Here is a 20,492-nt window from a genome sequence, read left to right on the forward strand (position 1 = left end):
GCAGGCCCCGCAGCGGCAGCCCGAGCGGTTTCGCGGTGGCCGCGGTGCCGCCGAGGTCGACGGCGAAGCCGAGGCTGGCGTGCCGGTACGGCCGGCGTTGCCCGATGCCGTAGTCGGCGGCGATGTTGCCCGCCGCCCGGACGCCCTGGCGCTGGGCGTGCTGGGCGGTCATCGCGGTCAGCTTTCCGGGCCGGGTCAGGTCCGGCACCGCAGCGGCGTCACCGCAGGCGTAGATGCGCGGGTGACCCGGCACCCTCAGGTAGGCGTCCACGGCGATGCGACCCTGCTCCAGGCGCAGGCCGGTGTCGGTCACCAGCGGATCGGGCCGCACACCGACCGACCACACCAGGGTGCGGCCGGCCACGAACTCGTCGCCGAGGCGCACCCCGTCAGAGGTGACTGCACTGACGGAAGTACCGGTGCGCACGTCTATGCCGCGCCGAGTCAGCACACCCGTGGCCGCCTCGGACAGCCGGTGGTCGAGGTGCGCGAGGATCCGGTCGCCGTGGTCGATGAGCATCCACCGGGGCTTTTCGATCAGGTGCGGGTAGCGCTCGGCGAGCTGCGCGGTGAGCAGCTGACCCTGGGCGGTGACTTCCGTGCCGGTATAGCCGGCCCCCACGACCACAAAGGTCAGCCGGGCAGCGCGTTCGACAGGGTCGCTGCTGCACGCGGCGAGTTCGACCTGGCGGATCAGGTGGTCGCGCAGGTACAGCGCCTCAGGCAGGCCGCGGAAGCCGTGGGCGTTGTCCGCCACACCCGGAATGGGCAACAGCTTGTTGACGCTTCCGACGGTCACCAGTAGCCGGTCGTATCCCAGCGACGCACGACGGCCTTCCGGGTCGTGGTAGTGCACCCGCCGCTGGTCAGGCTCGACGGCGGTGGCCTCGCCCGGGACATGCCGGATGCCGGGCAGGGTTTCGGCCAGGGAGATAGTGACGTGGCGGGGGTCCAGGATCCCGCCGGCGACCTCGGGAAGAAGCGGCAGGTAAAGGAAGTAGTCGGTCGGGTTGATCAAGGTGATGTCGGCGTTGCCTCGGGCCAGCCGCGACAGGCGGCGGGCGGCGTGATAGCCGGCGAAACCGGCGCCGATGATCACGATGTGTGGGCGCGTCAAGGCGGTCCTCCGCGAGGTTGTGCTGCGCGAGCCAAGTTTCAGCGGCCCAGGACTCAGTGGGCCAGCCGCAGCCGGGCCGGTTGATAGGTGACGACCCGGTCATCGTCGAGCTCGTAGCCGGAGGCCGGCTCGTCGCCGCTGACGCGTAGCCGGTGTTCGCTGACGAGCTGATAGGTCGAGACGCCGGGGAGCACGACCAGCGATGGGGTGAGGATCCGGATCGTCGGCGCGGCGACAGCCCGGTCGCCGGCGGCCAGCCGTAGCCGCCGCAGCGCCCAGGTAAGGAATATCGGTGAGTCGCTCAGCCGGATGATCGCATCCGGGTGCAGCCGTGTGGAGTCGTCGATGCCGGGCAGCGGTGCGCCGCGGTGGCCACCGTCGGTCAGCGCGCCGTCGAGGTCGCCGGTCTCTTCGGTACGGCAGGTCCACCCGTGCTCAGGATCGCGGGCCAACCGTAGCGTTCGGTTCCAGTCGCCGCCCTCGCACGTCACGGTCAGGTCACGCACGACCGCGTCGGCGTCCAGTTCGGCGTGCCAGCGCTTGGTGTGCGGCACCGGCCCGGCGATGACGGCCGAGCCGCTCGCCGCCCGCGGGTCGTTGCCGACCGGGAAGACCAGCTCAGTGCCGACCGTGTCCGTGCGCTGCCAGATCAGCGGCGCGCGCTGCGCGCTGGTGTCTCGCACGCGATGTCCGGCAGTGCCCTGCGACGAGGCCAAACCCATGGTCATCTCCTGTTCAGGTCAAGCGGCGGACGGTCGTGCGTAGGAGCCGCCGAGAGCCACATGGGCGGCACGTTGTGCGTCGGTGAATGCGGCACGGCAGCTCGCGGCGTCACGATGGACGGCCGGCGATTCGGCGATCACCATCCCGTCGCGGCTGGTCAGCTGCCATTTGAGGTGACCATCACGAGCTGCCACGACGCTGACCGTGCCGTTGCCGTCACGCAGCCGCGCCAGCGCCTGCCGGCTCGACGCGGCGTCCGGTCCAGCAGTGGTGCGTGCCAGCACGTCGGCGCCGTTGCCGGTGCGGCTGACCAGCCGCCAGCCGGACCCGGCGCCGCGGGGGCCGGGCACGAGGGCTATCACGGCCGCCCTCCTCCCGTGTCGGTGGCTGCCGCGGTGTCGCCTTGCTCCGCTCGCGGTGGGCGACCGGCGGCCTTGCGCCGACCGGTGAGTCCGTTGACGACGGCCTCGATGGTCTGTTCGAGGTAGTTGAAGTCCGGTACGGCGACCGCTTCGGCCCGTTCGTGCAGGTTGGCCGCGGTGACGGTGTCGTCGATACGAGCGACGTGATGCTCGCCGTTGTTGTCCATGATTGCGCTCCGCTCATCCTCCAAGACTTCTTACCCAGTGCCTTGCACATAACCATCATTGCACTATGCAAATGTTTGTGCCAGTGAGCCCGGGCAGATGCGACCAGGATGAGATCGGCGTGGCAGCGTGCGCGGCAACAGGCTCCGGTCAGGTGGACTGACCGTCCTCCGACGCGACGGCGTCGTCCGGGCCGTCCGGTTCGTCGTCGGCCTCGGTGGCGTGTGCGCTCCAGCCCAGCCACCAGTCGTGCTCGTCCGGCTCCCCCGCCGCCTCGGCGAACGCGCACAAAGCCTGCGTGACGACCGGCTCCCAGAGCTCAGCCGTCGCGGTTACCAACCGTTCGAGTTCGGCGCGGCGGCGGGTCATCACCTGTTCGACGATGTCGTGGCCGGCCTTGGTCAGCCGCAGGCGTACGACCCGCCGGTCGCTGGATGAACGCGTTCGCCGGACCAGGCCTTTGCGGACCAGCCGGTCACACATGCGGGTGCCGGTGGACGGGTTGACCCGCAGTTCCTCGGCGATGTCGATGCTGCGCTGCGCGCCCCGCACGGCCAGCACCACCAGGGCGCGGAACTGCGGCAGGGTGACGTCTCCGTCGATGCCGGCCAGGGAACGGGCGGTCAGGCCGACGAAGGCTCGGCTGGCCAGCATCAGGGCCTGAACGGCGTCCTCGTTGACCGCGGGAACAGATGTTTGCATACGGACATCATTGCATTGTCATGACACTGGAGCGGGTCAGCCGATGCGGTACGGCGAGGCGGTCTCGTCGCGGAAGGTGAGACCGTGCCCGGGTCGCGACAGGTCCGGTCGCAGCAGGCCGCCGGGCAGGGGCGCGGCGGCGCCGTCGAACAGCATGGTCTCGATGCGCACGTGGTCGTGGAACCATTCCAGATGTCGCAGGTTCGGTGTGGCAGCGGCGGCGTCGAGGTGCAGATGGGGCGCGCAGTGCCCGGAGATCTGCAGGTTGTTCGCGGCGGCGACGGCGGCGACGCGCTGCCACTCGGTGATGCCGCCGCATCGTGACAGGTCGGCTTGCAGGCAGTCCACGGCGCCGGCCTGCACCATGCGGGCGAAGTACGGCAGGTCGTAGCCGTATTCGCCGGCCGCGACGTCCGCGGCGATGGCGCTGCGGATCTCGTGCAGGCCGACGAGGTCGTCGGAGGACACCGGTTCTTCGAACCATCGCACGTCGCAGTCGGCGGCTTCGCGGGCGACGCGGATGGCTTGTTTTCGGGTGTATCCACCGTTGGCGTCGACGTACAGTTCGGTGTCGTCGCCGATGATCTTCCGGGCGTGGGAGATCCGGGTGAGATCGCGGCCGACGTGCTCGCCCCAGGATTCGGCGATCTTCATCTTGACGCGGGGGATGCCCTGCTGGTGCACCCAGTGGTCGAACTGGGCGGTGAGCTGGCTGTCGTCGTAGCTGGTGAAGCCGCCGCTGCCGTAGATCGGCACCTCGTCGTGGACCATGCCGAGCAGCCGGGCCAGCCTCAGGCCGAGCAGCCGGGCTTTCAGATCCCACAGGGCCACATCGACGGCGGAGATCGCGCAGGCGGCGATGCCGAGCCGGCCGATGTTGCGGGCGCCGCGCGACATCGCGTCGTAGGCGCCTGCCACATCGAATGCGTCGCGGCCCCGCACCAAGGGCGCGAGCACCTCCTGGACGAACGGCCGGCAGGCCGCCGCGCCGTAGGTCCATCCGGTGCCCACCTGATCGCCGGCGTGGGCGCGGACCACGATCATCGTCGTGGAGGTCCAGGTGATGGTGCCGTCGGCCTCGGGGGCGTCGGTCGGAATGCGGTAGGCGGCCGCGGTGACGAACTCGACCGGGAGTTCGGCTTCTATGAAAGAGGTCATCGTTGCCTGGCTTCCGGTCGCGTCGACACGGCCCGTTCCGGGAGCTCGTCGATGGTGACGCCGCGCAGGGCGGCGTTGACCACTTCGGCGAGGTGGACGGGTTGGCGGGTGGTGCCTGCCTCCTGGATCTGTGTACGGCAGGAGAATCCGTCGGCGAGGATCAGGGTGGTGTCGGCGGCGGCGCGTACGGCCGGGAGCAGGGCCTGCTCGCCGACGGCGAGGGAGACCTCGCGGTGATCCGGCGTCATGCCGAAGTTGCCAGCGAGGCCGCAGCAGCCTGAGGCCAATTTTTCGTTGTCGAGGCCGACGCGGCGCATCAGCTCCTGGTCGGCGTCGTAGCCGAGGACCGCGTGGTGATGGCAGTGGGTCTGGCTGATCGCCTGCGGTCGCTGCCCGCCGACATTGCGCAGCGGGGGCAAGGCGATGTCGTGGTCGTCGACCAGTAGTTCGGCCAGGGTGCGGGTCTGCTTCCTCAGGCGGAGCACGTCCTGGTCGTGGCCGAGCAGGTCGAGGGCATCGGAGCGGAACACCGCGGTGCAGGAGGGTTCCAGGCCGATGATCGGGGTGCCGGCGTGCAGCCAGGGGGCGAGCACGCCCAGGGTGCGTCGCAGCACCTTGCGGGCGATGTCCAGTTGTCCGGTGGAGATCCAGGTGAGACCGCAGCAGACCTGCTGCCTGGGCATGTCGACGCGGAAGCCGAGCCGTTCGAGTACACCGACCGCCGCCGCGGCGATGCCCGGGGCAAGGTAGGTGGTGAACGTGTCCGGCCACAGCAACACCGTGCCGCGCTCCCCCGTCCCGCCTGGCGTACGCGCGTGGAACCAGCGTTTGAAGTCAGCGGTGGCGAACCGGGGCACGTCACGTTTCGGGTCGATGCCGCCGAGCCGTTTCACCAGTGTGCCGAGCAGCGGGGCGTGGGTGAGCGTGTTCGTCAGGCCGGGGGCGAGGGCGGCGGCGCGGGCGGCGGCGGGCAGCCAGCCGAGCGTGTAGTGCGCGGCCGGGCGTAGCCGGCCGGCGTAGTGGTGGGCGAGGAATTCGGCTTTGTAGGTGGCCATGTCGACGTGCATGGGGCAGTCGCGCTTGCACCCCTTGCAGGCCAGGCACAGATCCAGAGCGTCGGCGACGGATTCGTCGCGCCAGCCGTTGATGGTTTCACCGCGCAGCATCTCGAACAGCAGCCGGGCCCGGCCGCGGGTGGAGTGCTGTTCATCGCGGGTCACCTGGTACGACGGGCACATCACGGCGTCGCCCGGGTCCTGGCGGCGACATTCGCCCACTCCGGCGCAGCGCAGTGCGGCGCGCGCGAAACTGCCATCGTCATCGCGATAGTGGAAGTAGGTGTCCGGTTCCGCCGGCGTGTAGTCCGCGCCCAGCCGCAGCTGACCGTCGATGGGATTGGCGTGAACGACCTTGCCGGGGTTCATCCGGTTGTCCGGGTCGAAGATCGCCTTGAACTCCTCGAACGCGTGCACGACGTCGTCGCCGTACATCTTGTTCAGGAGCCGGCCGCGGGCCTGGCCGTCGCCGTGTTCGCCGGAGTAGGAGCCGCCGTAGCCGCTGACGAGGGCCGCAGCGTCCTCGACGAAGCTGCGGAAGTCACGGACACCGTCGGCGGTGACCATGTCGAACGGGATGGAGGTGTGCAGGCAGCCGTCGCCGAAGTGGCCGTACAGGCTGGCGGCGTCGTAGCCGTAGCGGTGCAGCAGCTTCTGGAAGTCGCGTAGGTAGTCGCCGAGCTTGTCGGGCGGTACGGCGGAGTCTTCCCAGCCGGGCCAGGTGTCCGGTCCACCGCCGGGTGTGCGTGCGGTGGCGCCGAGCGCGGCCTCGCGCACGGCCCACATCTGCTCACGGTGTTTCGGGTCGTCGTAGAACTTGGCTTCGTCGTGGTGCAGTTCGGCGAGCATGTCGTGGATGGTGGCCTTGGCCTGCTCGGCGGTGTCGGCGCCGAAGTCGGCCATGAGCCAGGCGCCGCCTTCCGGCAGCATTCGCAGTGCTTGTGGGCGCATGTGCTCCTCGCCCTCGTAGTGCACCAGTTTGTCGTCCAGGCCTTCGAGCGCGACCGGCGCGTACTTGTTGACCGTCGGTACCGCGTCGGCGGCCGTGGCGATGTCCGGGAACGCCAGCAGCACCAGGACACGTTCGGGTGGTTCGGGCAGCAGCCGTAGCTCCGCGCGCAGCACGGTGACACAGGTGGACTCGGTGCCGACCAGCGCCTGGGCCAGGTCGAAACCGTGCTCGCTAAGTAGAGCGGGCAGGTTGAATCCGGAGATGCGGCGGGGTAGCTGTGGGAAGGCGCGGATGCGGTCGGCGTTGCGGTCGCGAAGGGCACGGACCCGCCGGTAGATGTCCGCCTTTCGATCGCCTGCGGCGAGGATCGCCTCGAGTTCGTTGTCGCTGGTGGCACCGACCCACATGCGGGTGCCGTCGTAGGTCAGGACCTCCAGACGGCGCACGTTCGCGGCGGTGGTGCCGCTCCACTGTGCTGTGGAGCCGCATGAGTTGTTGCCCAGCATCCCGCCGATGGTGCAGTGATCGTGGGTTGCCGGTTTCGGGCCGAAGACCAATCCGCCGTGTCTGCGGGTCTGGGTGTTCAGCTCGTCCAGGACGACCCCTGGCTGCACCACGGCCAGGCGGTTCTGTTCGTCGATGGATTCGACCGCGGTCAGATGCTTGGAGAAGTCCATGACGACCGCGACGTTGCAGCACTCCCCGGCCAGGCTGGTGCCCCCACCGCGCGAGAGCACCGGCGCACCGAACTCGCGGCAGACTGCCACTGTCGCCACGACGTCGTCGAGAGTCTTGGGGACGACCACGCCGATCGGCACCTGCCGGTAGTTCGACGCGTCGGTCGCGTACAGGGCGCGGGTGCCCGCATCGAAGCGGACACCGCCGCGGACCCTGGCGCGCAGCGCGGTCGCCAAGGCGGCCGCGTCGACCGTGCGCCGGTCGCCGGCGCCGGCTCGGGGCTGGGGGTCGGGAAGGGCGACGCGGGTCATGCGTCCCCCTTGAGCTGAGCGATCTTGTCTTTGAACAGGGTGGTGGCGATGGCTGCCTTGTGCGGCTGGCCGTGCAGGAACGCAGCCGCGAACTTCTTGGCCTGCTCGTAGCTGACTTTGCCGGGCATCGGAGGTTCGTTCGGGTCGACCGCCACGTCGACCAGCGCCGGGCCCGGATGGGCGAGTGCTTCGCGCAGAGCGCCGCGCAGGTCGCCGGGCTTGGTGATCCGGGCGCCGAAGCCGCCGCATGCCTGCGCCCACGCCGCGAAGTCAGGTTGCGGAGAGCCGAACCGCACCCCGTGTTCCGGGTAGCCCAGAACCATCTGTTCCCACAGGATCTGCCCGAGCGCGTTGTTGTTGTTGATCACTACGGTGATCGGCAGCCCGTAGCGGCAGGCGGTGGAGAACTCCGCCATCAGCATGGCGAAACCGCCGTCGCCCTGCAGGGCGATGACCTGCCGGCCGGGGAACGCGTGCTGGATACCGATCGCGTACGGCAGGCCCGGCGCCATTGTGGCCAGATTGCCCGACAGGTAGAACTCGCGCCCGCCGCGGATGGTGAAATGCCGTGCCGCCCAGGTGGCGATGGTGCCGGAGTCGCAGCAAAGCACAGCGTCGTCAGTGGCGAGCTCGTCGATGCAGGCAGCCAGGTATTGCGGGGCGATCGGATCCCGTTGCGGGTCCTGCAGGGCGGCCATCTTCTCCCGCCAGTCGCGCATCGCCGCCTGATATTTTTCGAGGTGCGACCGGTCCGGTTGCCGGCGCAAGCGCGGTAGCAGGGCTTCCAGTGTGGCGCCGACGTCACCGACCAGCGGCACTGCGGTCGGCAGCCGGGTGCCCACGCGGGTCTGTTCGACGTCGATCTGTACCACTTTCACGCTGCCGGGCTCCGGCAGGTGTTTCGTGTAGGGAAAGTTCGTGCCCAGCATGATCAGGGTGTCGATGTCACCCATCAGGTCCTCACTCGGTGCGGTACCGAGCAGCCCGATCCCGCCGGTGGTGTACGGCGAATCGTCGGCGATGACCATCTTGCCCGGCAACGATTTGACCACCGGCGCGCCCAACTTCTCGGCCAGGGCCTCGACCAGCGTTCCGGCACCGCGAGCGCCGACGCCGGCCAGGATGGCGGTCCTACCGGCGGCATTGAGCGTGGCCACCGCGTGGGTGAGGTCGTCGTCGCGGGGCCTTGTCGCCGCCCTCAGGTACACCGGGGCGGTGCTCGACGGATTCGCCGGCGCGACATGCTGATACGGATCCTCACCGGCCGCGGCGACCTGAATGTCGTTGGGCACACACAGGTGCGAAACGCCGCGCCGGGCATAGGCGTGCCGGACCGCCAGATCCACCAGCGCCGGCAATTGCTGCGGGTTGACCACCATCTGGTTGTAGACCGCCACGTCGGCGTACAGCTTGGTCAGATCCACCTCCTGTTGGTAACCGGTACCCAGCACCGACGTCTCCTGCATCCCGGTGATCGCCAGCACCGGCGCATGATCCAACGCGGCGTCGTACAAGCCGTTAGCCAGGTGAATGCCGCCCGGCCCGGACGTCGCCAGACACACCCCGATCCGGCCGGTGGCCTTGGCATAGGCACTGGCCATGAAGGCCGCCGCCTCCTCGTGGTGCACCAGCACGAACCGCACCCGATCGGCGTTACGGCGCAGCCCTTCCATGATCCCGTTGATGCCGTCACCGGGGATCCCGAACACCGTGTCGACGCCCCAGTCCGCCAGCCGGGAGATCAGAACCTGAGAAGTAATCGTCTCCATGAACCCAAAGTACCGTGTTATGCACCAGGCAAACATTGCATATGGCAAGTTTTTTGCATCGTGAGGTTTCAGGGCACCGCGGGGCGGTACCTCTGTGGCATGCAGCGTCTCGTAAAGCTCGAATCGACGACAGCGATGCGACCTCTCGGCCGACCTCTACCGCCGTACGGCAGAGGTGCGCAACGGAGCCTTCGGCGGCGTTCCGGCCTGGTGTGCCTGCTGGCCATCGCGCTCACCACGGCGCTCGCGGGCTGTGGTGATCCTCAACAGGTGGTCGCCAGCGGCGCGATCGGTGCGGAGGGCCGCAGCGGCGACATCCTGCTGCGCGGTGTACGGGTCGCCGCACCGCCACAGCCGCAATACCCAGCAGGCGCCGACGCGGACGTGTGGCTCACCTTGCTCAACGAAGGCCGCCAACCCGACACGTTGACCGGGGTGTCATCACCGGACGCGGACACCGTCATCATCCGCACCGACGACAACTGCGACGGGACCGCCACCACCGTCAGCAGCCTCAGCCTGCCGGCCGCCGACACTCTTCCCGGACCCGTACACAGTGACAACCCGTCGACCACCAGACCGTTCGAGTCCTACAGCCTGCGCCTGGTCAATCTGACCCGCGACGTCCCGGCCGGCACGACAGTGAGCCTCACATTCCAATTCCAGCGCGCACCCGCGGTAACCCTGGAGGTGCCGGTACGCCCACGCCAGGACCAGGCAGAACCTGGTCATCTCTGCGACTCCCCTGCGGCAGCACCCAGAAGCTGATTCAAAGACCGAACCGTCCGATACAGGGGAAAAGCAGCAAGCACTGTGGTTGATCGCATCGCGGACCTCTGGGACCGCGCACTCCACACCCCTGTTCTAGCCCCCCAGATCGACCAGTACCTAGACGACGATCCGATCCGGGCCCGCTTCTCGCCCGGGGCCGGTGAACGGCCTCGCTGCTGGTGCAGCCGATGATGGATGGTGGGGCGTCGAGCCCTCCCCTTTGACCGTCCCGCGCTGGACTTGCTACCAACCCGGCGGCCGCACCAGTGACAGGAGACCACCACGAGCGCGACGGATCGCACGGATTCTGTGGCGCAGACGCAACCGCGTGGGCTCCTGTGGTCTTGTGGGGCGGCTGTCTATTCGTTGTGCAGCACGATGGCGATGCTAGCCCGGGCCGCCGACCGGGCCGGCAGGAAGGCGCCGAGCGCCGCGATGACGACGCCGGCCAGGGCCAGCGAGGCGAGTGTCACCGGGCCGTAGACGTGCACCATGCGGGCGGGAAAGGCGACCTGGGCCGCTCGGGCCATGGCCGGCATGACGAGGTGGTGGGCCAGCACCCCCAGCGGGATGCCGAGCAGACCCCCGGCTGCCCCGAGCGCCGCCATGGACGTGACGACCATCGCGGTGACCTGACGTGGTGTCATCCCGCACATTCCGCTCAACTTGCCGAGGTGGGAAGGGAGCCGCCGTCAAGTGCTGACGAAGGTGGCGAAAGCGGTGAGATCCTAACGCAAAGGTTCAAGAGGACCTCGTGGCTGGCGCCGACGGAACGCGAAACATGCGTGGCGGTGGTGCCGGTGCGGATTCACAGCAGGTCCTTGTCATCGCGGGCGCCTTGCCAGATACGTCAGCCACCGAGAATTTCGCGAGGGCGGCGACACGAGCAGATGGTGGAGTTCAGACGATCGTCATCGGCGTATCGCAGCACACCGCCGCGGCGCGGACGCCGCCTCAGTCGGTGATACCGGCATCGGCGAAGCGCGCCGCGATCTGGCCCCGACCCGAGACTCCCAATTTAGGAAAGATGCGGTAGAGGTGGGATCCGACGGTGCGGGAGGAGAGCGCCAGCCGATGGCCGATTTCGCTGTTGGACAGGCCCTCGCAGACCAAGCGGGCGATCTTGAACTCCTGTGTCGACAGGAGAGCGGCCAGCGGCTCGGCAGCGCTGACTTCGTCCCGGCGCTGGCCGGCTGCGTCGAGTTCGTCGAGAGCCTCCCGCGCCCACGCGGTGGCCCCGAGTTGGTGCAGTGTCTGCTGTGCCGTCCGCAGCGGGATGCGGGCGCGGTTCGCCTGATGATGTCGGCGCAGCCAGCGGCCGAAGGAGAGCTGCAGGCGAGCCCTCGGCCACGGCCAAGCGGCCAGCTCGGAGGCCAGGCCAGCAAGATGGAGCTGCTCGGCGTCGTCATCAGCCGACAGGACCGCTCGGGCGTAGGCGAGCTGGGTCGTGAGCAGAGGAGACGGCGCTGCCCCGGTCGTCCTTTCCATCATGGCGACGATCGATCGGCCGTCGTCCGGCTGCCCGCTGCGCGCCGCCGCCTCGGCGAGGTACATGATCGCCCGGCTCTGTTCCCCGCGGTGATGGCTCGGATCGCGCGGATCGAAGATCCGGCTGAGGGAGGTCATCGCCTCCAGGTACCGGCCGGACGAGATACCGGCGATGCCGCGGGCGACCTGCGCTCTCGTCAGGGCGCCGCTCCCTCGTCGCGTGGACGGATGTTGCTCGACCTGTGTGGCCAGCCCCAGCGCCCTCGCCACGTCACCGCGCAGAGCGGCGGCCTTGGCCGCCGTAGCCATCAGGTTCACCTGCAGGTAAGTCCCCGTGGACGAGGTCAGGGTATGAGCCTCGGCCAGCGCGGTCTCACCGCGGTCCCAGTCGCCGACGTCGAAGTGCATGTCTGCCGACAGGCTCAGCACGCCGCCCAGCGTGCCACGTAGTCCGCGGGCGCGCAGCGTGGCCTCGGCACGGTCGAGCAGTTGCAGACCTCGGACATAGTCACCGACAGCGTGTGCTGCCACGCCCAGGTAGTACAGCGTTTCGCCATCCGCATCCTCGTCGACCTCGGCCAGGGCGGAGGCGACAGCCCGGCCGTTGCCGGCGGAATCGATCAGGGCCCACATCGCGACGGCACGCGCCTCCGGATGCCGCCTTGCCAGCCGGTCGGTCAGGGCGTTCACGGCTCTGCGCGTACGGGCACTCGAAGGTCGCGACGATGCGCTCAGTGCCGCTGCGTATCCGAGGTCCATACCGAGATCGACATCCTGGCGGGCGAGAGCGAGATCGGCGTGGGCGCACAGACGCCGGATCGCGGAGGTCCCGCCGGTGGCGACGAGGGTGTCGCCGGCCAGCAGTTCGGCGCGCATCCGGTCGAGGTCGGCGAGATCGTCACTCATGGCCTCGGTACGCAGCTGTGCAACAGTGTCGCCGTCGCCGAGCAAAGCGGCTTGTCGAGCACCGAGCAGCAGGCGCCGTCCGCGCTCACCTGCCGTGGTGCTCAGTGCGGCGGCGCGGCGCAGGGCCGGCACAGCCGCTGCGGCGTCACCGTGCCGGATGCTGTCGTAGCCGTGCCGTTCCAGATCAGCGGCGATCTTGTCGTCGGGTCCGGTGGCGCCGTACGCACGGTGCCACGTGCGACGCCGGGAGTTCATCGTGACGACCTCTCCGAGGGCTCGCTGAGCTGCTTGCCGCCGGCTGGCCGGTTCGCGTCGGGCAACAGCTGACCTCACCAGTGGATGGGCCATGCGGATGCGGGTGTCGTCGTAGCTCAGCAGACCGAGCGCCACAGCCGGGTCTAGAGCAGCCGTCGTCACCGTCCCGCCACCCAGCAGTGTGGCTGCGGCGATGACCTCCTGCAGGCTGTCGGCCGTAGTGAGGGCTGCGACCAGCACGGCGTCGCGGCTGGAGGTCGGCAGATCGGCCAGGCAGTCGCCGAAGGCGCGAAGCAGCGCCGGGCTCAGGGGCAAGATGGGCTCCGGCGCGTCCAAAGGTGGGGTGGCTCGGTCAGCGGCCGAGCGCCCGAGTTCCACGAGTGCCAGCGGGTTGCCCACCGCGTGGTCCATGACCCATCGGCGCTGCGTCCGGTCCAGGGCGGGTGCGAGCCGGGCCAGCAGTCGATGTGCGGCGATGTCGTCGAGTCGCCGCAGCGGAATCGAACGCAGAGCACCCCAGGTTTCCGTCGGCACCATCGAATCGGTCGAGGTCGCCACCACGACGACGCGGCGCCGTTCAATACGTCGTGCCAGGAAGGTCAGGACGTGGCGGCTTTCTTGGTCCAGGAGCGGCATGTCGTCCACCGTGAGCACGACTCGGCTGCGCGACGCGGCCTCGCTGACCAGCTCAACGGTTGCCAGCGAGACCGCCAGCAGGTCCGGACGACGACCGTCGTGGATGCCGAGGGCGGTCAGCAGTGCACGCCGCTGAGGTGCCGGCAGCGTCTGTGTCCTGGGCAGTAGCGGTCGTAGCAGCCGGTGCAGGGCCGCGAACGGCAGCTCGGACTCGGCCCGGCTGCCTGCCGTCTCGAGGACTTCACACTCCGCCGAGCGTGCGATGTCCTCGGCGGCCAGCAGGCACGCCGTCTTGCCGATGCCTCGCTCGCCCAGAAGCAGCAGAGCCTCTCCCGGGCCGTTCGCCTGCGTGATGGCATCCGACAGGAGCGTGATCACGTCGTCGCGGCCGACCAGGGTCTCCGCGCTCATCGCTCACCGAGCCGGATCCGGCTTCCGGCGGCTTCCGCCGAGGGCCATTCATCAGTGCTGAGCTTTTGCATCCGATTGGCAGCGCGTACGCAGCTGTATCTTGCTTCCATACCGACCCCCGCCTGACGTTAGGCGGGTGCGGGATCGTGCGTTCTGAACTGCGCTACTGCAGTAGTGCTTAACTTTCGAGCGCGGGACCCAGCGCGGGACCAAGCGCGGCACCGAGCTGGTTACGCGCGGTGATGCCGATCTTGGGATAGATGCGGTGGACAGCAGTCGCACGGCTCTCGCGGAATCGCCCGAACTCACGGCTACCTCGGCGGCCGTCAAACATCGCAACGCGTGTTTGAGCGGGTCAGGGGTCAGCTCCGCGGCCCGCTCCAGCGCGGCCAGCGAGGTGTGGCGACCGCCTCGGGTTGCCGCGCGGGTCGCTGCCGCCTCGATCGCCGCCGCTGTCTGTTCGTCCGGCTCCACAGCGGCCGCAGCGAGGTGCCAGGCCCGGCGGTCAGGCTGCTCGCGCACCACCTCCGCCAGGACGCTGTGCGCGACGCGCCGGTCGGCCGGCGATGCGCCCTGGTACACCGCTGAACGGACCAGGGGGTGGCGGAACAGGATCTCGCCCCGGTCGACGGTGAGCAGGCCAGCATCCACCGCGAACTGCAGTGTTGTCAGCGTGTCGCCCGCGTCGGGTTTCAGCAACGGCGCCGCGAGCAGCAGCTCCCGCGCTGAGTCCTGGTCGTTGGTGGCGGCGAGCAGGGTCAGTGCCTGAGCTCCTGGCGGCAACTCGTGCAACCGGGCGGAGAAGGTCGCTTGCAGCCGGCTGGTCAGCGGCAACGATCCGGGCAGGCCGTCGGCCGGCCCGGCGCCCGCGCGGGACAGTTCGAGCAACGCGAGCGGATTGCCGGCGGCGACTCGCAGGATGTGCCTGCGGGCCGGCATTGCCAGATCGGGAGCGTTGAGGTCGAGCAATGCTCGGGCGGACTCGTCGTCCAGCGGGTCGATGTGCAGCTCGGGCAGGCCCGTGGTCGTCAGCGGCGAGACGTAGCCGTCCCGGATGATCAGCGAGACAGACACCGGTTCGGCGCCCAGCCTGCGAGCTACGAAGTCGAGTACCTGTCCGCTCGGTGCGTCCAGCCACTGGGCGTCGTCGACGAAGATCGCGATCGGAGATCGGTCGGCTGCCGTGGCGAGCAGCTCCAGAACAGCCAGGGCCAGGATGAACGGCTCGCCGGCCTGTGCTTCGCCGGTGCCCATGGCCGCAGCCAGAGCCGCCTGCTGACGAGGCGCGAGGGTCCCGGCCAGGGGCATAATGGGGCGCAGCATCTGGTGGAGCCCCGCGAAGGGCAACGACGCCTCTGCTTCGACCCCACGGGTCATCAGAATCTGCGTACCGGTCAATTCGCGGCAGACCGCTGAGATGAGCGCCGACTTTCCCACGCCGGCCTCACCTCGCAGGACCCACGCCCCTCCCGTTCGGCCGGCACGGACGAGATCACCGACGGCGAGGATCTCACGGTCCCGGCCGATCATCGCTGCCACGCGGCCATTGTCCGCCGCGGGATCCGGTGCGCCTAATCCGACCGGTCGCTCTGATCAGGATTCCTTGAGCCGCGTCGCCAGCTGTGCCCGCGACTTGATACCCAGCTTGGGGAAAATCCGATAGAGCCGCGAACCGACCGTCCGCGGTGACAGGTAGAGCTGTTGACCGATCTCGCGGTTGGACAGGCCCTGCGCCGCGAGGTGGGCGATCTGTCGCTCGTCCGCGGTCATCAGGGAGTCCGCACCGGCAGGGGCCGGCGTCGCATCGCTTTCGCCCGCGGCCCGCAGTCCCGTTCGCGTTTGCCGGGCCCAGCCGGCCGCGCCGATCAGCTCGAAGGTGCCCAGCGCCGAGCGTAGCGGCTCGCGGGCCTCGGCCGGCCGGCGCCTGAGCCGCAGCCAGTTGCCGTAGGCCAGCTGGATGCGGGCTCTCGGCCACGGCCATCGAGTCAGGTCCGCGCGCAGGGCCGCCTGGTACAGGTCTTCGGCTTCCGCATGGTCGGCGAGCACCGCACGGGCGTACAGCAGGTGCACGAGCAGTACCGGCGAGGGGATCGTCTCGGCCAGGATCTCCATCCGGTGCAGGACGGCGCGGGCGTCCGCCAGCCGTCCGCAGCGCGCGGCGGCCTCAGCGAGGAACATGAGCCCGCTGAGCTGTTGGCGGGCATGGTGCCGCGGGTCGCGAGAATCGAAGATCGGTGCGAGTTCGACGTACGCCGACGCGTGCTGTCCGTCGGACAGGTGAGCCACGCCGCGGGCGATCTGTGCCAGCGAGAGGAAATCTCGCTGCACCCGCTCGGGACAGGCCGCCTCGATGTCCGCCGCGTGCCGCAGAGCGGCATCGCAGCTCCCGGTCAGGGCGGCGAACACGGCCTCGACCGCGGCGATCCCTGCGCTCCAGGTGGGCTGACCCGTCTCGGCTGCCAGCCGCCGGCCCTCTTGCAGGCTCTGAGCTGCTCGTCGCCAGTCGCCCAGGTCGCAGCGTACTGCCGCCTGGACCGCGAGCACATGCGGCAGCAGCCCAAGTTGTCCCTGCTCACGCAGCCGGGACTCGGCGGCGTCGAAATAGTCCGCGGCGAGGACCTCAGCGCCCACGGCGCGTGCCGCCATACCGAGCTGACGCAACTGATCGGGATCGGAGACGCTGCCGGGTGCGGCCGCGGCGAGCCGCCGCATCGTCTGTGCACCCTCGGCGAGCGGCTCGGTCATCGCGATCGCCGCGATGCTCCGGGGATCCTCGCGTGCCGACGACAGGCTCCGGGCAACCGCCACGAGCTTGTTCCGGGCGGCCGGCTCGGTGTCCGCCCACCAGCACCGCAGGCCCGCGGTGAAGAGCAGGTCCAGCGCAAGGTCTCGTTCGCCGGAGCCGGCGGACCGGGCCGCGTACCGGCACAGTTGCCGCACGCGCGCCGCATTGCCCAGATCCGCCTCGACGAACATCTCGCGCAGCCACTCGGCCCGGGCCAGGTCCAAGGCGGACAGGTCATCGTGTTCCGCCCCATCGAGCAGCCGGTTCACCAGGTCGGCACGTCCCAGGCCGTACGCGTGCCGTGCCGCCAGCAGAAGCCGCAGGCCCCGCCGACGAGATCGGGTCGTCAGCTGTGCGGCCCTCTCCAGGACGATGACTGCGGTCATCACGGACCCACGCCTCAGACTCTCGACATGGCTGGCGTCGAGACGGTCCGCCACGTCATCGTCTGGTCCCTGCACGGACTGCGCCTGATGCCAGACGCTGCGGTGGGGCTGCCCGGATAGTGCGACGCTCATCGCCGCGTGCGCGGCACGTCGGCGACGACGAGACTCCCGGTACAGCACACCCGATCGGACCAGCGGATGCCGGAACCTGACGGAAACCGCATCGAGGCTGACCAGTCCGGCCTGCTCGGCCGTCTCCACAGCGTCGGTCGTCACCGGTACGCCCGCGAGAACCGTTGTTCCGGCGAGCACCTCGTTCAGGTCCTCCCCCGTGGCGACGGCGGCGACCAGCAGCACATCCCGGACATCACCGGGAAGTTCTTCGATGCGTGCCGCGAACGCCCGCTCGAGGCGGGAGGTCAGCGACACCGATGCCGACGTCATGTCCCGGACGTCCGTCCGCGTCGAACGCCAGGCCGCCGGGAGTTCCACCAGAGCCAGCGGGTTGCCACAGGCCTGGCCGAGGATCACCCGGCGCTCGACGACCGTCAGGTCGGCAGCCACCTGATCGATGATCTCCTGCGACGACTGCTCGTCGAGGCCGGTCAGAGCGATCTCGTCGGCGCCGGCGACGACCACCGGCACGTCATGACCGGCCCGCAGTCCGGTGATCATGACAACCCGGTCGTGCCGTATCCGGCGCGAGAGGAAGGCCAGCACGTCGTTGCTCGGTGCGTCCAGCCATTGGGCGTCGTCGACGATCAGCACGACCGGGCGGCGCACCGCAGCGTCGACCACGAGGGTCAGCGCGGCCAGAGCGATCAGAAAGAGCTGCGGGGTGGGTCCCTCTCGCAGGCCCAGGGCTGTCAGCAGGGCCCGTTGCTGAACAGACGGAAGCGAGCCGACATCGGCAATCAGCGGCCGCAACAGCTGGTGCAGGCCGGCGAACGGCATCATCGACTCCGACTCGATGCCGGACGCGCTCAGCACGAGCGCGCCGTCCGCCCCAGCCGTCGTGGACGCCATCCGCAACAGACTGGACTTGCCGACGCCAGCCTCGCCGTGTACCACCGTCGAACTGCCCTCAAACCCGATTCTGGCCAGCGCACGAGCCAGGACTGCCCATTCCGGTCCGCGTCCGACGAGTCCGATGTCCGCGGCTGCCCGTGGCCGCGCGGCGGCGTGAGTCATGGCCGGCGACCAGGCTCCGGCGGAAGTGATCCCTGCGCCGAGCTCAGCGCTTGCGCTGCGCGTACTGACCACCGGGCCGCGCCGATGCGGTCGAACGCCCGCCGGGCGGGAGCGAGGTGGGTCACCGCGTCGTGGTGGCGGCCGGCAGCCACCAGCCACCGCCCGTACTCCAGCTCGATCCGGGCCCTCAGCCATGGCCAGCGCCCCAGGTCGTGCCGGAACGCCGCACGGTAGTGACCTTCCGCGTCGTGGGTCTCGGCGAGCACAGCCCTGGCGTACAGAAGGTTGACCCTTAGCAGGGGCGCGGGAGTGACGACGGCGACGGTCTCCAGGACCTCCATGATCCGGCGGGCCTCCGACGTCCGCCCACAGTCCACGGCGGCCTCGGCCGTCAGGGAGAACCCCCCGAACGACTCCCGCAGGTGGTAGCCGGCGTCGGTGGGGTCGTACTGGCGTTTCAGGCAGGCGAACGCCGCAGCCGGACGGCCCGCGCTCAGCAGGGCGGTGCCGCGGGCCTGGTAGCCCAGGCAGATCCGGTCGTTGACCTGGGAGCGGACCGCTTCGGCCTCCGCGTCACGCATCAGTTCCAGGGCTGCCTGCCATTGGCCGCGCAGCGCCATACCGCGGGCTTCGACCAGCACGTTGTTGTGGGCGAAGAGCGCCTGTCCGGTCTCCACGGACACCGCGTCGACCTCTTGACCCGCGGACACGGCGCCGGACCAGTCGCCGAGCTCGAGCCGGATGTGCAGTTGCAGGGCGAGCACGACCGGAAGCAGCCCGAGGCGTCCTTTCGCCCGGAACGACTGCTCCGCGCGATCCAGCAGGTCCGTGGCCAGGACAAGGTCGCCGATCCCGTACGCGGCCATGCCGTACATGCGCAGGGCATCGGCATCGGTGACCGAGTCCAGTGCGGCCGATCGCAGGCACCCGGCGACGTCCGCACCGCGCAGCACCGGTTCGGCGACCGCGACCGCCGCGACGTGCCGGGGGTCGCGGACGGCATGGGTCAGCCGGTCGAGGACGCCGACGATCCTGGTTCGGTCCTCCACGCCGCTGTCGGCCCACCAGACGCGCAGGGCAGCGCTGAGCAGCAGGCTCAGGGCCAGGCCGGCATCACCGTTTCGATCGGCATGCCGGGCACTGTCGCACAGCCTGCGGACCAGCGCCGAATCGGCACTCACGTCGCCGTTCAGCGCCTCGGACAGCCAAACCACGCGAGCCCGGTCGACCTCGCTGAGATCGACGTCGGATGCCTCGCGAAGGATCCGGGCGACGGCGTCGGCCCGTCCGACGCCGAACGCGTGGGCGGCGGCCTGCAGCAACCGTCGGCCGCGCCGCGTCGACGAGCTCGTCAGCTGGGCCGCGCGCTCCAGGCTGGACACGGCCGACATCACCGCGCCGCGGCTCAGCGAGTCCGGCACGGTGGCGGCCAGTTCGTCAGCGACGGCGTCGTCCGGACCCACGATCGACCAGGCCCGGTGCCAGGTTCGGCGGTAACCGTCCGTGACGGTCAGCGCGTCGGCCAGGGCATGGTGCGCGGCGTGCCGCCGCGCCGGCGTCTCGCGCTGCAGGACCCCGGAGCGGACGAGCGGGTGCCGGAACTCGATCGAGGAAGGCCCGGCAGTGATCAGGCCGGCCAGCAGAGCGGGCTGGAGCACCGGATGGGTAGGTTCCACCGTCCCGAAGGCCGACAGCGCGGCGAGAAGCTCCCGGGTGTCGTTGGAGGAACCGACCGCGGCCAGCAACAGAGCGTCCCGGGTGGCCGGCGGCAATCCCGCCACCCGACCGGCGAACGCGTGCTCGAGACGGGCCGACAGAGCGGGCGGATGCTCATCGGTCGGAGGTCCGTCACCCCAGGCCCGGGGCAGTTCCTGCAGAGCCAGCGGATTGCCCAGCGCCTCGTGACGGATACGCCGCACCGCGGACGGGCTCAGCCCGTACGCGGACGCTCTGAGGATCTGCTCGGCGGCCTCGTCGTCGACGCCGAGGATCGGCAACCGGGGGAAGCCGGCGTCGGCGAACAGCCCGGGGTGACCGGTGCGCGTGGCGCCCACCACCACCAGCTGCGCTGCCGGGCTGCGGTGTGCGATGAAGGTCAGGATCTGGTGTGACTGGGGGTCCAGCCACTGCACGTCGTCCAGCAGCAGGACCAGAGGACCTCTGCTGCGGTGCGTGACCAGCAGGGCGAGTGCCGCCTCGGCTATGAGGAACAGATCCGGTGTCGGACCGTCGGAAAGCCCCAAGGCAGTCGCCAACGCGTCACGCTGGACGGGGGGCAGATCAGTCAGCGAACCGATGAGCGGAGCCAGCACCTGGTGGAGACCACCGAAGGGTAGATGCATCTCGTTCTCGGCCCCGACTGCTGCCAGTACCGTGAACCGAGCATCACGGGCGATCGCCCGGGCCGCCGCCAGCAACGCGGATTTGCCGATGCCCGGTTCACCGGCCAGGAGCAGCACCTCACCCCGCTCACGTCCCGCCGCGATGACGGAGGCGAGCGTCGCCAGATGCTGCCCCCTGCCGAGTAGCACATCGTTGCTCATCGCGCCGCTTCCGACCGCTCGATCACGCGACCTCCTCGTCAGGGCCCGTCTGACGCTAACCCCGATCG

At 69.7% G+C, this 20,492-nt stretch carries 14 protein-coding genes; 1 reads left to right on the forward strand and 13 read right to left on the reverse strand.

Translation table 11 applies throughout. The annotated features are described in order from the left end of the window. The 8 genes from AB0C29_RS01045 to AB0C29_RS01080 form a co-directional block, all read right to left on the reverse strand. Positions 1-1,117: NAD(P)/FAD-dependent oxidoreductase (locus AB0C29_RS01045; protein WP_360813701.1), on the reverse strand; the 1,117-nt coding region annotated here is incomplete at its 3' end. 53 nt (positions 1,118-1,170) lie between these two features. Then, complete coding sequence (locus AB0C29_RS01050; RefSeq protein WP_360813703.1) at positions 1,171-1,800, reverse strand: putative glycolipid-binding domain-containing protein; 630 nt, start codon at positions 1,798-1,800, stop codon at positions 1,171-1,173. Positions 1,801-1,857: 57 nt separating this feature from the next. Next, positions 1,858-2,202, reverse strand: a complete 345-nt coding sequence (locus tag AB0C29_RS01055) for a hypothetical protein (RefSeq protein WP_360813705.1) — start codon at positions 2,200-2,202, stop codon at positions 1,858-1,860. Next, positions 2,199-2,429: a hypothetical protein gene (locus AB0C29_RS01060; protein ID WP_360813707.1), complete on the reverse strand. Its 231-nt coding sequence runs from the start codon at positions 2,427-2,429 to the stop codon at positions 2,199-2,201. The genes AB0C29_RS01055 and AB0C29_RS01060 overlap by 4 nt, the downstream gene beginning before the upstream one ends. Positions 2,430-2,577: 148 nt before the next feature. Beyond that, positions 2,578-3,129 carry a MarR family transcriptional regulator gene (locus tag AB0C29_RS01065; RefSeq protein WP_360813709.1) on the reverse strand — a complete coding sequence of 184 codons (552 nt, stop codon included), beginning with the start codon at positions 3,127-3,129 and terminating at the stop codon, positions 2,578-2,580. Positions 3,130-3,165: 36 nt separating this feature from the next. Further along, positions 3,166-4,287: an enolase C-terminal domain-like protein gene (locus AB0C29_RS01070; protein ID WP_360813711.1), complete on the reverse strand. Its 1,122-nt coding sequence runs from the start codon at positions 4,285-4,287 to the stop codon at positions 3,166-3,168. Further along, positions 4,284-7,283 (reverse strand): FAD-binding and (Fe-S)-binding domain-containing protein, encoded by a 3,000-nt coding sequence (locus tag AB0C29_RS01075; RefSeq protein WP_360813713.1) that lies wholly within the window; start codon positions 7,281-7,283, stop codon positions 4,284-4,286. Before AB0C29_RS01075 ends, AB0C29_RS01070 begins: the two co-directional genes overlap by 4 nt. Continuing rightward, positions 7,280-9,052: a thiamine pyrophosphate-dependent enzyme gene (locus tag AB0C29_RS01080; protein WP_360813715.1), complete on the reverse strand. Its 1,773-nt coding sequence runs from the start codon at positions 9,050-9,052 to the stop codon at positions 7,280-7,282. Before AB0C29_RS01080 ends, AB0C29_RS01075 begins: the two co-directional genes overlap by 4 nt. A gap of 270 nt (positions 9,053-9,322) precedes the next feature. On the opposite strand from AB0C29_RS01080, the gene AB0C29_RS01085 reads away from it, so the two are divergent. Further along, positions 9,323-9,820 carry a copper chaperone PCu(A)C gene (locus AB0C29_RS01085; protein WP_360813717.1) on the forward strand — a complete coding sequence of 166 codons (498 nt, stop codon included), beginning with the start codon at positions 9,323-9,325 and terminating at the stop codon, positions 9,818-9,820. 362 nt (positions 9,821-10,182) lie between these two features. Here AB0C29_RS01085 and AB0C29_RS01090 read toward each other — a convergent pair whose 3' ends face one another. The 5 genes from AB0C29_RS01090 to AB0C29_RS01110 form a co-directional block, all read right to left on the reverse strand. Beyond that, positions 10,183-10,470, reverse strand: coding sequence for an FtsX-like permease family protein (locus AB0C29_RS01090; RefSeq protein ID WP_360813719.1), 288 nt, complete (start codon positions 10,468-10,470; stop codon positions 10,183-10,185). A gap of 307 nt (positions 10,471-10,777) precedes the next feature. Further along, positions 10,778-13,519 carry an AAA family ATPase gene (locus AB0C29_RS01095; RefSeq protein WP_360813721.1) on the reverse strand — a complete coding sequence of 914 codons (2,742 nt, stop codon included), beginning with the start codon at positions 13,517-13,519 and terminating at the stop codon, positions 10,778-10,780. 51 nt (positions 13,520-13,570) lie between these two features. Beyond that, positions 13,571-15,049: an AAA family ATPase gene (locus tag AB0C29_RS01100; RefSeq protein ID WP_360813763.1), complete on the reverse strand. Its 1,479-nt coding sequence runs from the start codon at positions 15,047-15,049 to the stop codon at positions 13,571-13,573. Positions 15,050-15,112: 63 nt separating this feature from the next. After that, complete coding sequence (locus AB0C29_RS01105) at positions 15,113-17,881, reverse strand: AAA family ATPase (RefSeq protein ID WP_360813723.1); 2,769 nt, start codon at positions 17,879-17,881, stop codon at positions 15,113-15,115. Then, positions 17,878-20,424 carry an ATP-binding protein gene (locus AB0C29_RS01110; protein ID WP_360813725.1) on the reverse strand — a complete coding sequence of 849 codons (2,547 nt, stop codon included), beginning with the start codon at positions 20,422-20,424 and terminating at the stop codon, positions 17,878-17,880. Before AB0C29_RS01110 ends, AB0C29_RS01105 begins: the two co-directional genes overlap by 4 nt. Positions 20,425-20,492 lie beyond the last annotated feature (68 nt).

Origin of the sequence: Actinoplanes sp. NPDC048791, assembly GCF_040650095.1 — a bacterium.
Taxonomy (GTDB): Bacteria; Actinomycetota; Actinomycetes; order Mycobacteriales; family Micromonosporaceae; genus Actinoplanes.

Bases quoted from the DNA above. Each gene is read 5' to 3' on its own strand.
- AB0C29_RS01100 (WP_360813763.1), bottom strand. From the start codon at position 15,049: ATGATCGGCCGGGACCGTGAGATCCTCGCCGTCGGTGATCTCGTCCGT.
- AB0C29_RS01070 (WP_360813711.1), bottom strand. From the start codon at position 4,287: ATGACCTCTTTCATAGAAGCCGAACTCCCGGTCGAGTTCGTCACCGCG.
- AB0C29_RS01095 (WP_360813721.1), bottom strand. From the start codon at position 13,519: ATGAGCGCGGAGACCCTGGTCGGCCGCGACGACGTGATCACGCTCCTG.
- AB0C29_RS01080 (WP_360813715.1), bottom strand. From the start codon at position 9,052: ATGGAGACGATTACTTCTCAGGTTCTGATCTCCCGGCTGGCGGACTGG.
- AB0C29_RS01110 (WP_360813725.1), bottom strand. From the start codon at position 20,424: ATGAGCAACGATGTGCTACTCGGCAGGGGGCAGCATCTGGCGACGCTC.
- AB0C29_RS01075 (WP_360813713.1), bottom strand. From the start codon at position 7,283: ATGACCCGCGTCGCCCTTCCCGACCCCCAGCCCCGAGCCGGCGCCGGC.
- AB0C29_RS01105 (WP_360813723.1), bottom strand. From the start codon at position 17,881: ATGACTCACGCCGCCGCGCGGCCACGGGCAGCCGCGGACATCGGACTC.
- AB0C29_RS01060 (WP_360813707.1), bottom strand. From the start codon at position 2,429: ATGGACAACAACGGCGAGCATCACGTCGCTCGTATCGACGACACCGTC.
- AB0C29_RS01065 (WP_360813709.1), bottom strand. From the start codon at position 3,129: ATGCAAACATCTGTTCCCGCGGTCAACGAGGACGCCGTTCAGGCCCTG.
- AB0C29_RS01090 (WP_360813719.1), bottom strand. From the start codon at position 10,470: ATGACACCACGTCAGGTCACCGCGATGGTCGTCACGTCCATGGCGGCG.